Genomic DNA, 14,282 nt, shown 5'->3' on the forward strand with positions numbered 1-14,282 from the left:
GTGCGCTGCCCGCGCAGCGCGACGAGGCTGTCGCGCACGCGCCGCGCGCTCAGTTCGTCGAGGCTCGCGGTCGGCTCGTCGAACATCAGCACCGGCGCACGCGCCAGCAGCGCGCGCGCGAGACACGCCCGCTGGCGCTGCCCGCCCGACAGCAACTGGCCGCCCGGCCCCACGTCGGACTCGAGCCCGTCCGGCAACCGCTCGGCGTCGCGCAGCAGGCCCACCGCGTCCAGCGCGTCACGCAGCTCGGCATCGGTCGCGTCCGGGCGGCCCATCCGCACGTTCCACGCGAGGCTGCCGCGAAACAGCCCGTTGTCCTGGAACACGAGGTTGCGCGTCGCGGCGAGCGTCGCCTCGCTCAGGTGCCGCACATCGGAGCGGCCGAGCAGCACGCGCCCGGCGCCCGGATCGTCGAGCCGTGCGAGCAGGCCCAGCAGCGTGCTCTTGCCGGCCCCCGTGGGGCCGACGATCGCGACGAAGCCGCCCGCCGGGCAATGCAGGTCGACGCCGTCGAGCAGCGTCGCGCCGCTGGCCGACCGGTAGCCGACGCGCACCGCGTCGACGCTCGCATCGTGCACCGGCGTGCCGCGCTCGGGGCTGTCGAACCGCGGCGCATGCAGCACCGCGAGCACCGTGTCGAGCGCGCGCCAGCCGCCGCGCAACGCCTGGTCGAGCTGCGTGAGCTGCGCGAGCGGCTCGATGAAGCGCACGAGCAGCACGAGCACCGCCACGGCCGTCGCGGCATCGAGCCGGCCGGCAGAGACGGCCCACGCGCCGCCGACCAGCATCGCGACGAACACGCCCTGCACCGCGCCCGCGAAACCGAGTTCGATCGGCAGCGAGCGCCGCATCAGCGCACGCGTGCGGCGATGCTGCTCGTCGAACGCGTGCTGCAGCGCCGCGCGCGCGTCGCCTTCCTGGCCCGCGAAGCGCAGCAGCCCCTGATGCGCGGCGAAGGTCTGAAGCTGCACGGCCATGTCGCGATCGCCCGCCGCGCGCGATTGCTCGAACGCGAGCGTGCGCGTGCCGCCGCGTTCGAGCAGCGCGAACAGCAGCACGGCCGCGGCCGCGAGGCACAGCGCGACGCGCCAGTCGATCCACGCGAGCCCCGCGACGACCGCGAGCGGGGTCACGACCGCGCCGATCAGCGGCCCGAGCAGGTGCGCGGGAATCCCCATCGCCTGCATCACCGGCCCGCGCAGCAGCCCGGCAGGATGACTGTCGCGCACGGCCTGCCACGACGCGATGCGCGGCAAGTGGCGCACGAGGCGTTCGACGAGACCGGCCGCGAGCGCGCCGCCCGCGCGATAGCCGCCGCGTTGCGCGACGTACAGCACGAAGGCGTGGCACAGCGTCAGCGCGCCGAGCGCGATCGTCCAGTGCAGAACGGCCGCCTGCGCGCCGGCAAACCATGCGCGGATCAACGGCACGAGCAGCAACCCGCAGGCGCCGTCGAGCAACGCGGCGGCCACCGCCCAGCCGATCCCGCGCCACAGCGCGCGACGGGTTTCGGCGGGCAGGCACTGCAAACGTTTGAGCGACTTCATCATCATGCAGCCTCCCCGCCCGCGGCACCGCGTTCGCGCCATAGCCGCGCATACAGCCCGTGCGTGGCCAGCAGCGCCGCGTGCGTGCCGCGCTCGACGATGCGGCCGCGATCCATCACGAGAATCTGGTCCGCATGCCGGATCGCGTCGAGATCATGGCTGACGATCACGCGCGTGCGCGCGTCGCCGCGCAGCGCATTGCGCAATGCGCGCCCGGTTTGCGGATCGAGCGCCGAGGCCGGTTCGTCGAGCAGCAGCAGCGGCGCGGGCGACAACAACGCACGCGCGATCGCCAGCCGCTGCAGTTCGCCGCCGGACAGCCGCACGTCGCGCCCGCACACGCAGTCGTAGCCGCCCGGCAGCGCGTCGATGCGCTCGTCGAGACAGGCCGCGCGCGCGGCCGCGCGAATCGCATCGCGATCGGCATCGGGCCGGTAAAGCGCGATGTTCGCGGCCATCGACACGTCGAGTGCGGCGGCCTGCTGGAACACCATCGCCACCTGTTCGCGCCGCGTATCCGACGCGAGCCGCCGCAGATCGGCGCCGCCGAGCCGCACCGTGCCGTGGTCCGGATCCATGAAGCGCGCGAGCAGCATCAGCAGCGTGCTCTTGCCCGCGCCCGACGGCCCGACGATCGCGGTGGTCGTGCCGGCCGCGAGCGTCGCGTCGATGTCGCGCAGGATCGGCGTGCCGTCGATGTCGACACGCACGCCGCGCAGCTCGATCGATGCATCGCGCGGCACCTGTGCGGCGCCAACGGCAGGTTCAGGCAAGACCGGCAGTGCGAGCAACGCATCGAGGCGTGCCGCGGCCGCGCGCGCCTCGCGCAATGCGTCGGCACCGTGGCCGAGCGCGCGCACCGGCGCGGCCACCGCCCAGATCAGCAGCGCGAACGCGCACAGTTCGCCCACCGGCAAGCGGCCGGCCGTGAGCCACATCGCGCCGAACACGACCCACGCGAGCAGGAACGGCGTGCCGAGCAGCACCTGCGTACACGCACCGGGGCCGCCGACGCGGCCGACCCACGCCGAAAACGCCTGTTCGAAGCGCCCGGTCGACGCCAGCGCCGCCGCCTCGATGCCGGCGCCCGGATACTGCCGCACCAGCGCGGGGTTCTGCGCGAGCTGGGCGTAGTCGCCCATCAGCTGTTCAAGCGCCGCGTTGCGTGACGCGACGGCCGGCGCGAACCGCGCCGAACGCATCCAGCGAAACAGCGCGGCGCCCGCGACGAGCGGCACGAGCGCGAAAGCAAGCAGCGCGGGATTCAGGTAAAGCAGGCACGCGAGCGCCGCGCACGGCACGACGATGAGTTGCGTGACATCGGCCGGTGCGTGCGCGACGAGCTGGTGCAGCGCACGCACATCCTGGTCGACGTGACGCGCGACGCGATCGCTGCCCGCACGGGCGAACCAGCCGAGCGGCAAGCGTTGCAGATGATCGGCGAGGTGCCTGCGCAAGCGATCGGCGAGATCGGCGTCGACCCGGTGCGTCAGGTGCAACGCGACCGTCTGGCCGCCCAGCCAGCACACGCCGGCCACCACGGCCGCGACGAGCCAGCCGCGTGCCGTCGCGTCGAGCTGCGCCGTCGCGCGCCACGCGTCGGCGACCCGGCCGAGCGCGAGCCACGGCACGAGCGAGGCGACACCGGCCAGCGCCTGCAGCACGACCGCCGCGACGAGCGGCACCGCGAACGGCCGCAACATCGAAAGAAGCGGCCCTTTCATGCGGCACGCTCCAGCAGCATGCCGAGCGTGGCCGCGCGCGCGTCGCCCGGCGGCTGCTCCGGAAAACCGAGCTGCATCGTCAGTTGCTGCCAGACGCGCGTCACGTCGATAGTGCGCTGGTTGCACGCGTGCAGCCCTTCGCCCGACACGAGCCGATCGACCGCGCGCACGGCCGCTTGCGGCCAGCTGCGCGCATGAATCGCGCCCCAGGTGTCGCGCGTGTCGTCGCAGATCTGGATGCTCGGCAGGTCGCTGCCCGCCGTATCGCCGAAGATCGGGAACAGTCCGTGTTCGTCGATCTCCGGTTCACGCAACGCGGGGGCCCACCACAGCGGGCCGTGCGGCGACGCGAGCGTCCACGTGCCGGCGTCCGTCGTCAGCGTGATGCTGAACAGCCGGCTCATCCGGCCATCGTCGGCCGCCGCCATCTCGTTGTGCACACGCAGCGACACCGGCGTTTCGGCGAGCACCATCGCGCATTCGCGCATCGACGACAGCGCCGGCCCGACCGGCTCGACCGACCACGGGCCCACGCCCTGCAGCGCGGCCGCGAGCACGTCGAGCGCCGCGAAACTGGCCTGCACCGAGCACACGACATCCGCATGCACCGGCGCGCTCGTTTCGCGCAGCCGTCGCGCGACGGCGATGAAGCGCGAGACGACCGGCAGGTTCGGATAGAAGCTGTTGAGCAGGCAGCGGCGGCCACGACGCGACGCGGTGCGCAGCACGCGATCCCATTCGTCGGGCAACAGCGGATGCTCGATCACGACATCGATCCCGCGTTCGAGCAGCCGGCACGCAAGCGCAGCCCCGTCGGCGCCGCGCGCAGCGCCGCCGACCGCGACGCACGCGACGCGCACGTCCTCGGGCAGCGATTCAGGCGCGTCGAACACGGGCGCGCCGACACGCGCGGCCAGCGCGGCGGTGCGCGCGCTGCCCTGCCCCAGGATGCCCGCGACACGATAGGCGCTGGACGCCGCGAGGCCCGCCGCATAGAACTGGCCGAAGCGTGAGCCGGCCACGACGACCGGCAGCGGATGAACCTTCATTGCGCCTCCTTCAGGCGGGTGTCGACGAACGCGGCATTCAGGCAGTCGAAATGACCGCCGGGGATATCGACGGCCGTGATGCCGCCGAGCGCCTGTGCCGTCCAGTATTCGGTGAGCGCCGCGCGCTGCTGCGGAATCAGCGGGTTGCAGCGCTCCGGCACGAACAGCCGCAGCGCGCCCGCATACGGCGCGTCGCCCGCCCAGTGGCTCGCCTGAACCGAATGCATGAAGAGCCGGTACAGCCGTTCGCGTTCGTCGAGCAGCGGATGCGCGACCGCGTCCTGCATCGACAATCCGGCGGCCGCGCGCAGCACGCGACTGCGTAATGCATCGAGCGGCTCACAGCGATCGCCGAAGATCTCCAGCTGTGCCTGCAGGCTGCCGGGCGCGAGACGCGCGGGGTCGGCCTTCAATGCGTCGGCGAGCGCGTCGGCCAGCACGTACGTTTCCGGAAAACCCAGTGCGTCGAGCGGCAGCCCGAGCGTCGCCGCGAAGTTGAACAGCACGAGCCGTTCGTCTTCGATCAGGTACGGAATCCGGTAGCTCGACACGATGTCCAGCGTGCGCACTTCGACGCCGAGCTGCACCAGCGACTTCGCCATTTCGAGCGCGACCAGCCCGCCCGAGCAGTAGCCGAGCACATCGACCTCGCGCACGCCGGTGCGCCACAACGCATCCGCATAGCGCCGGCCGAGCGTCACGTTCAGATGGCGCGCCGGCACATCGAGATAGTCCTGCGCGTCGCGCACCGCGAAGCCAAGCACCGGGCCGAGCCGCGCAAGCGCCGGCATGACCGGACGATACGCATGCACGGTGCCGAGCCCTTCGTGCACGATCACGCGCGGCACGCCGTCGCCCGGTGCGAGCGGAATCGGGCGTACGTCGGCACGCACGCGTGGCGCGGGCGCATGGATGACCGCCGACGCGTGAGTCGTGCGCGGGGCGGCAGGCGACGTGGCGGCAGCCTGCTGCTCACTCGCTTCGCGCAGGCATTGCGCGAACGCAGCCGGCGTCGGTTGCGCCAGCACCCAGCGCAGCAGCCGGTCGAACGGATGCGCTTGTGCAACGGGTTCCTCGCCACGCAGCCGCGACACGAGCTGCGCGATCAGCAGCGAATCGCCGCCCGCCGCAAAGAAGTCCTGATCCGGCGTGACGTTGCGCGTATCGAGCACGGCTTCCCACAAGCCGATCAACCGGGCCAGCAGCGGATCGGCGGCGGTCTGCGTGTGGGCCGGTTGCGCGACCGCCGGCTCCGGTTCGCGGATGTCGGCGATGGCGGCCAACGTACGGCGGTCGATCTTGCCGTTCGCGGTCACGGGAAGACGGTCGAGCACGCGCAGTTGCGACGGCACCATGTAGCCCGGCACGCGCTCCGCGACGAACGCCAGCAGCGCGTCCGGCGCAATGCGCGCCGCGCCGCGCTTCACATGCGCGAGCAGGATGTCGTAGCCGAGCGCGTCGAGCGGCGTGCCGGGCGCCACGCAACCGAGCGCGCGATCGCCGCCGTCCGACTGCAGCCATTCGAGCCACTGCGCGCGCGGCACGAACAATCGCGCCGACTCGGCACGCGCGTCGTTCGGCGTTTCCATCATCAGCCCCTGGCTGATGCTGATCTCCGGATGCTCGGTCGTCAGTTCCTGGATCACCCACCACGCATCGGCCGACGACAGCGCACGCAGCCCGGCGACCAGCGCGACCGTGTCGCGCGCGTTGTTCAGCGCGCCGGAGCTGATCGTGACGTCGATCGAATGCGGCGCGATGCCCTGCGCGTCCAGCGGTGCATTCATGTCGAACCGCACGAACCGCATCCACGGATACGCGGCGAAGCGCTCGCGCGCCGCTGCGAGGAAATAGCTCGACACGTCGCTGAACAGGTAGTCGATCCGCGCGCCCGCTTCGACCAGCGGTGCAAGGGCATCGGCGATCGAGCGTGTCGCCGCGGCCGTTCCCGCGCCGATCTCGAGGATGCGCCACGGACGCTGCGGCTCGCGCGTGACGATCGCGCGCACGGCCTGCGCCATCCCGTTGTGCAGTGCGTGTGCATGTTCGCCTTCGCTGTACATCGCGTCGGCGATATGCGATGCGCCTTCCGGGAACATCAGGCCGGCGGGCGACACGCTGCCGTCCACCTGCGCGTCGATGCATCCCGCGCTGTCGCGGAAGTAGTTGACGAGGACGGCCGGCCACAGCTCGGGCGACGCATCCTGCGCAAACGCATCCCAGCATGCGTGAGCATCGACGTGGCGGGTATCGGGCCGCAGACGCCAGCCCCCTGCTTCGGCATCCGCGTGCAGCACGCCGTGCTTGTCGAGCATCGCGAGCCAGTGACGCAGCAGATGCTGTCGCGCCGCCGGCACGCGCAACCGTTCGCACAACGTCGCGAAATCGGTCGCTGCCTCCTCGGTCAGCTCGCCTGCCGGCACGATCCACGCGGCCAGCGACGCGACGCAGGCCGCTTCGAGCTGGTCGACCGACCGTGCCACGTCCGCATGCGCGGGCCAGCGCGCAGCGTCGAACGCCGTACGCACCTGCTTCGCGATCTCGTGCAGCGCGTCGTCCTGTGCGTTCGGTGCCGGTTCCACGCCGTGCAGCGAAGCGAAACTGGCAAGCCGGCGCTCCGCGCCTTCGCCGAGCACGATCGTCGCGGCCGCGCCGACGAGCGGATGCGCGGTCAGCGCCGCATCGATCTCGGCCAGCTCGATCCGGTAGCCGCGGATCTTCACCTGATCATCCTGCCGCCCGAGGAATTCGAGCGAACCGTCGGCGCGCACGCGGCCAAGATCGCCGGTGCGATACAGCCTGCGCCCGTCGCGATGACGGATGAAGCGTTCGGCCGTGCGCACAGGATCGTTCGCGTAACCCGTTGCGAGCCCCGCCCCGCCGATATGGATCTCGCCGCGCACGCCGGGCGGGCACGGCCGGCCGAGTGCGTCGAGCACCTCCATCGTCTGCCCGGTCAGCGCACGGCCGTACGGAATGCTGGCAAGCTGCGTGTCTGCCGGACGGATCGGATGCTCGATCGACCAGATCGACGCCTCGGTCGCGCCGCCCAGGCTGAACAGCGCGCTGTCGGGCCAGCGCCGCCACCAGCGCGCGGGCAGCGCCACCGGAATCCAGTCGCCCGACCACAGCACGCGGCGCGGGCCCGGCACGTCGAGCGACGGTTCGCCTTCGAGGTAGTCGATCAGCATCTGCCCTTGCGCGGGCACCGAGTTCCACAGCGTCACGCGATGGCGCACCATCAGCTCCGCCCAGTGCGACGGATCGTTGCCGCGCGACGGATCCGGCAGCACGATGCACGCGCCGCGCGCGGTCGCGCCGAAGAAGTCGTAGACGGACAGGTCGAAGCTGAGTTCGGCCAGGCCGAGCACGACGTCGCCGTCACCGACTTCGTGGCGCGCGCTGATGTCGGCGAGCGTGTTGCACACGGCCGCGTGGCTCAGCATCACGCCCTTCGGTTCGCCGGTGGAACCCGACGTATAGATCACGTACGCGAGCGCGTCGCCGTCGATGTCGCGCGCGGCACGCGGCGGCCATTGCGGATCGATCGGCAACGTGTCGATATCGATGCGCGTGCACCCATCATGTTCGAAGTCGAGCGCCTGCACGCTGACGACCGCACGCACCCGCGCATTGCGCAGGATCGCCTGTTGCCGCAGCGCCGGCTGGCGGCTGTCGACCGGCACGTATGCGGCGCCCGCCTGGACGATCGCGAGCACGGCCGCGAGCTGGTGCGCGCACTTCGGCATCAGCACCGCGACGGTGTCGCCCACGCCGACGCCGGCCTGCTCGAGCGCGGACCGCAACGCCGCCGCATGCTGCGCGACGTCGCGATACGTGCGTGCCCCTTGTGCGTCGATCACCACCGGCGCATCGGGCGTACGCAACGCCTGCGCGGCGAAGCCGGCCGCGATATGCGTATCCGCATCCGGATGGACCTCGGCGGCGGGCGCGGCGGACGGCAGCACGATGTCGCCCTCGCGCGACCACCACCCGGCTTCAGCCGCGAGCCGGCCCAGCAGCGCGACGTACGCGTCGAACATCGCCGCGGGCATCCCGTTCGGGAACAGGTCGTCGCGCACGTCCCAGCCAATTTCCAGGCCGCCGAACTGGTCGGTCACCTGGCAGTCGAGCCAGACCTGCGGTGTCTGGCTGATCATGTAGAGAGGGGGTTCGGCGCGAGTCGTTTGCTCACCGAGCAGGCGGCCCACACTGCCGATGCCGCTCGTGAACACCACCGGCATCAGCGCCGCATCCTTGCCGCGTCGCCGCGCGAGTTCGCGCATCACGTCGACGCCGGTAAACGCGCGATGGTCGAGGTCGTCGAACATCCGCGCGCCGATCGTGCGCGCACGCTCGACGAAATCGCGCCCTTGCGTCGCGTCGACCGCGAGCAGGCTCAATGCGGTGAAATCGCCGAGCACCGCGTCGATGCGCGGATGCACGGGCGGCCGGTTCAGCACCGTCAGGTTCAGGCAGAACGCGGGCGACTGGCTCCAGCGGCCGACGACTTCGGCGAACGCGGCCAGCGCGACGCTTGCCGCGCTCAGCCCGAAGCGGCTTGCGTAGCTGCTCAGCGCCCCCCATTGCGCGCGATCGAGCCGCGCATGCCGGTGCGTGAAGCGCGGCCGTGCGTCGGCACGCATCGCGGGCACCACCGGCAGATCGGGCCGCGCGGGCAGATCGTCGATGCGCGCGAGCCACCACGCCTTGTCACGCGCATGCTCGGCGCGCGTGCCGGCATGGGCTTCATTGACGACGTAATCGCGAAACGTCGCGTCGAGCGGCGCCGGCTGCCATTGCGGATCGTCGTAGCGTCGCCGCCATTCGGCGAGCAGCAATTGCAGGCTCGCGTAGTCGATCAGCGTGAAATCGACGGACAAGTGCAGCACCGCGCGATCCGGCCCGAGGCTCACTTCCGGCTGCAGCACCGGCCAGCGGTCGAGCGCATGCACCGCATGGTCCAGGCGCTCGCGTACGCTGCTTACATGCGCGTCGAATGCGTTCGCATCGGCCTCGCGCAAGTCGTGCACCGCGAGCGGCTGCCACGGCACGTCGGGCAGCACGCGCTGCCATGCGTTGTCCTCGACGATCGCGCGCAGCATCGGATGCCGCGCAACGCACGCATTCCACGCCGCCTCGAAGCGCACGCAGTCGAGATTCGCGGGCTCGCCGTATTCGACGTACAGATGGCACGCATTGCCGCCGAACTCGAACGACTCGTGCCGGCCGAGCACATACGCGGCCTGCACCGGCGTCAACGCGAACCGCTCGTGCCGGCGCGCCGGATCGCTGCGCCACGCGCCGTCCTGCAGGAAGCGGACGAACGCGTCGCGTTCGGCCTTGATGCGCGCGGCCAGGTCCGCATCGAGTGCGCCGGCCGGCGCGCGATAGCGCAATTGCCCGCCGTCATCGCACCACAGTTCGATCTGGCGTTCGCGGCAAAGATCGAGCACGTCATCGAAGCTCACAGCACGCCCTCCTCGATCGTCGCAACCGGCGCGTCGCCTTCGGCCGGCGAGGCTGGTGCGGCTGGCGCGGCTGGCGCGGCCTCGTCGAGCTGCGCGGCGAGCCCCGCGAGCGTCGGCTGCCGGTAGAACGCCGCCATCCCGACCCGCACGCCGAGCCGCTCGCGCAGTTGCGCGAGCAGGCGCGTCGCGAGCAGGCTGTCGCCGCCGAGCGCGAAGAACGTCGCGTCACGCGCATTCGCCGGGCGGCCGAGCGCATACTCCCAGCACGCGAGCAGCGTCGCCTGCCGGTCGTCGGCCGGCACGAACGCATCGTGTGCGGCCGGTGCGTCGCCGAGCGCCCGCGCGAGCGCATCGCCCACCGCTCGCCGATCGATCTTGCCGTTCGCGTTGAGCGGCCAGCGCGCGAGGCACCACAGCGCATCGGGACGCATCGCATCGGGTAACCGGTCGCGCAGCCAGTCGGCCAGCGCCGCTTGCGCGACCGGTTCGCCGACACGGCGCGCGTCGATACAGGCAAAGGCAGTCGAGCGCCAGCTCCGGGAATCTTCCAGCGCAAAGCCGCATGCGTGTGCCGCCGACGCCAGCGCGTCGTGTGCAAACGGCCGCGGCAGCGACGCATCGCCCGTCACGCCCGCGACGAGCTCGCGCAGCGGCGAATCGCGCAGCACATCGGCGAGCAGCAGGCGGCCATGCTGCGCCAGCAACGCTGCCGCCACTCGGAACGTATCGCGCGGATCGTCACGCAGGTGCGCCGCCGCGAAGCTGATCACGCAATCAAACCGGCCGAGATGGCGAGCGGGCAGCAGGCCGTCCTGCATCGTCTGCAACGTCGGCATCGTTCGTGTGAAGTACGCCTGCGCGTTGTGCAGCAGACCCGGCGACGCGTCGAACAGTGTCACGTCGAAGCGCGGATCGTCGAGCACGCCGAGCCCCGCATCGAACCATTGCCCGGCACGCGCGTCGAGCACCGCGACCCGCATCGGTTCGGTGCGCGCAGCGGCCTGGGCCTGCAGCGCATCGCCAAACTGGCGCAGCGCGCGTGCGCCATCCGGCAGACGCGCCGCGAACGCCAGCGGTGCGATCCGCGGATCGAGCGGCACACGCCGCGCGGCGCCTTCCGGATCCGCAGCGAGCGCGCGCAGCGCTCCGGTCAGGTCGTCGAGATCGGCGGCATACCAGTCGAGCAGATCGAGCGCGCCGTCGATCGAAATCGATACGTCATCCTTTGCATGCCAACGGGCGCGCAGCGACGGCGGCAAGCCCGCATCGCCATCGAGCAGCCGATCGGCGACCGCGCGCGCGACGGCCGCTTCCGCGTGCACCGTATCGGCAACGTCCGCCTCCGCAATTGCCGGCGATGACGGCGTTGCATCCAATGCGCGATCGGCCGGCACGAATGCCGCGGCAATGCGCGCGGTTTCGCCGCCGACCACGCTCGCACACGCACCGTCGATCAGCGGATGCGCGGCCAGCGCGGCCTCGATCTCGCCCAGTTCGATCCGGTGCCCGCGCACCTTCACCTGGCGATCCTCGCGCCCCAGGAATTCGAGCGTGCCGTCGGGCCAGTAGCGGCCCCGGTCGCCCGTGCGATACCAGCGGCCCGACGCTTGCTGCACGAAGCGCTGCGCGGTCAGCTCGGGATCGTTCCGGTAGCCGCGTGCGAGGCTGTCGCCACCGATCAGCAGTTCGCCCGGCACGTAGTCCGGAACGTCGCGGCCGTCGGCATCGACAACGCGATACGCCTGCCCCGGCAACGGCCGGCCATACGGAATCGAACGCCAGTGCGGCGGTACATCGCGCACCGTCTGCACGTTCGACCAGATGCCGGCCTCGGTCGCGCCGCCGAGCGCATGGAACGCACACGCGTCGCCACATCGTTCACGCAGGCGCGCCGGCAGATCGAGTGCGATCCAGTCGCCGGACAGCAGCGCCACGCGCACGCTGCGGCACGCGTCGGCCGCGGCCGGCACCGCCAGCGCCATCTCCAGCAGCGCGGGCGCCGAATTCCACAGCGTCACGCGATGCTGCGCGATCAGTTCGATCCAGCGCGCCGCGTCACGCGCGTCGTCCTGGGTCGGCAGCACAAGCTCGGCACCGGCACCGAGCACGCCGAACAGGTCATATACCGACAGGTCGAAATCGAGCGCCGATACCGCGAGCAACCGGTCTTGCGCACTCAGGCCGAGCAGCGCATCGATCGCATCGATCGTGTTGAGCGCCGCCGCATGCGTCATCTCGACGCCCTTCGGCACGCCCGTCGAACCGGACGTGTAGATCACGTACGCGGTCGCCTGCGGTGCCACGGCGAGCGGCGCGGCCAGCGGTTCGTGCCGCATCAGCGCCACGACGCCGAAATGCGGCAGCGTCGCATCGGCGAGCGTCGTGTCGCCGATCGCGGCCTTGACACCGGCCGCGCGTTCGATCAACGCCTTGCGCGCGGCCGGCTGCGCGAGGTCGAGCGGCACATAGCACGCACCGGCAGCCAGTACGCCGAACACCGCGGCCACCTGTGCGGGCCCGCGCGGCAGGCTGATCTCGACGGCGTCGCCGTGACCGATGCCGGCCGCACGCAAGCCACCCGCGATCGCGAGCGCCTGTGCGGCCAGTTCGCCGCGCGTCATCGCGTGTTCGCCGCACCGCAATGCGACGGCCGCCGGCTCGCGCGCGGCCAATGCGAAGAAGTCGGCATGCAGCGTGCGCGGCTGCCCGGGCGCGGGCACCGCGTTGAGCGCATCGCGCACGCGACGCTGCGCGGACGGCAGCTCGACCGCGATCGGCAGCCGCCAGTCGCGATCGCACAGCGCCTGCACGAGCGCGACATACGCGCCGAACATCGCATCGATCATCCCGTCGGGAAACAGGCCGTCGACGCTGTCCCACGCGAGCAGCGCGCCGTCCGCCACACGATAGAGCTGATGGTCGAGCCATACCTGCGGCGTCTGCGAAATCATGTCGTGCAGATCGCCGAACACGCGCGCGAACGCGTCGGGCACGAACGGCGCATCGCCGAGATTGCACGAGAACACGACGGGCGCCGCGCGCGGCGTGCCCTGCCGGCGCGCATCGCGCAGCACGTCGAGCGCCGGATACGCGGCCTGCGCGATCGCACCATGCAGCCGCTGCTGGAACGCGCGCACCGTATCGGCGGCGCTCGCGTCGGCGCGCAGGTCGCATTCGACGAGCAGCAGCGTCGTGAAATCGGCGATCACGCGGCCAAGATCGGGCGCATCGCCGTGCCGGTCGAACAGCGGCACGTTGAGGAGGAACGCGTGACGGCCACTCCAGCGCGCGAGCACCGCGGCGAATGCCGCACCGAACACCGACGACAGCGTGACGCCATGCTGCGCGGCACGCGCCTGCAGGCGCGCGAGTTCGGCCGTGCTCAGCGTATGCGCGATGCGGCTGAAACGCGGCGCACGGATCGTCTCCGGTGCACGGGCGAGCGGCAGCGCCGGCCCTTCCGGCAACGTGGCGAGCCGCGCCTGCCATGCATCACGCGCCGCGGCCCGCGCCTCGCGCGTATCGGCCGCGCGACGCGCGAGCCAGGCCGGGAACCACGTCGACGGCGCGTCGGGCAACGCCGACGGCTCGGCGTACGCGGCACCGATCTCCTGCATCAGCAGCCGCACACTGTCCACGTCGGCCGCGAGCAGGTCGACGCTCAGCCACACGCGATCTTCACCACCGGGCATCTGCACGAGCCCCATCATGAAGACCTGCGCATGCTCGACGTCGAGACATTCGTGCGATCGCAGCGCGCGCAGCGACACCCATTCGGTTTCCGCCTCGGCGGCCGTCCTGTCACGCCAGTCCGCATGCGCGAACACCGGCGCGTCCGGCGCCGCGACGATCTGCTGGCGGCCCCCGATGAAGCGCGCACGCAGCATCGGATGGCGCTCGCGCACGAGCCGGCATGCCGCGTCGAGACGAGCAGGATCGATCGCGCGGCTGCGAAACTCGAGGAACGCGTGACAGCTCACGTTGCCGAGCACTTCGCCGTCGCCGCGGCCGAGCCAGTACGCCTGCTGCACCGCGGACAAGTCGAACGGCGCATGCACGTCGACCTCGACGACCTCGGCCGTCTCGACGTCAGGCGCCGCAGGGGAGACGCGCGGCGCATTCGCGAGGAGTTCGGCCCACGCGCCGAGCGTCGGCGTACGCGCGAGCGCATCGAACGTCAACGCATAGCCGAGGCGGTTCACGCGCGTCTGCAGATACATCAGCCGGATCGAATCGAGGCCGCAGCTCAGCAGGTCCTCGTCATCGTCGAGCGACGCGATTTCGTCGACGGGCTCGTCGAGCAGCTCGGCGATCATCGCGACGAGCTGCGAGCGAAAGGCGATGGGAGAAAAACGGGAAGGATCGGAATGATCGATGCTGGAATCGACAGCGGTCTGGCTCATGGGCACGCCTTATAGGGGTCGTTTGATGGCGGATCCGCGCGGCGGCGGCCACCCGTGAATGAGAATCTATCTCATTCACGCCCATGAG

General features: G+C 71.3%; 5 protein-coding genes. All 5 read right to left on the minus strand.

Annotation, left to right across the window (positions count from 1 at the left end):
- The coding region (locus F3J15_RS03340; protein ID WP_205190669.1) for an ABC transporter ATP-binding protein at positions 1-1,550 on the minus strand (1,550 nt) is incomplete at its 3' end.
- Complete coding sequence (locus F3J15_RS03345) at positions 1,550-3,271, minus strand: ABC transporter ATP-binding protein (protein WP_166887749.1); 1,722 nt, start codon at positions 3,269-3,271, stop codon at positions 1,550-1,552. The genes F3J15_RS03345 and F3J15_RS03340, both read right to left, overlap by 1 nt.
- On the minus strand, positions 3,268-4,320 hold the full coding sequence (locus F3J15_RS03350) for a Gfo/Idh/MocA family oxidoreductase (RefSeq protein ID WP_166887753.1): 1,053 nt from the start codon (positions 4,318-4,320) through the stop codon (positions 3,268-3,270). Before F3J15_RS03350 ends, F3J15_RS03345 begins: the two co-directional genes overlap by 4 nt.
- Positions 4,317-9,791 (minus strand): non-ribosomal peptide synthetase, encoded by a 5,475-nt coding sequence (locus tag F3J15_RS03355; protein ID WP_166887756.1) that lies wholly within the window; start codon positions 9,789-9,791, stop codon positions 4,317-4,319. The genes F3J15_RS03350 and F3J15_RS03355 overlap by 4 nt, the downstream gene beginning before the upstream one ends.
- Positions 9,788-14,194, minus strand: a complete 4,407-nt coding sequence (locus tag F3J15_RS03360) for a non-ribosomal peptide synthetase (RefSeq protein ID WP_166887759.1) — start codon at positions 14,192-14,194, stop codon at positions 9,788-9,790. Before F3J15_RS03360 ends, F3J15_RS03355 begins: the two co-directional genes overlap by 4 nt.
- Between the last annotated feature and the right edge of the window lie 88 nt (positions 14,195-14,282).

Origin of the sequence: Burkholderia sp. Ap-955, assembly GCF_011753045.1 — a bacterium.
Classification (GTDB): domain Bacteria; phylum Pseudomonadota; class Gammaproteobacteria; order Burkholderiales; family Burkholderiaceae; genus Burkholderia; species Burkholderia lata_D.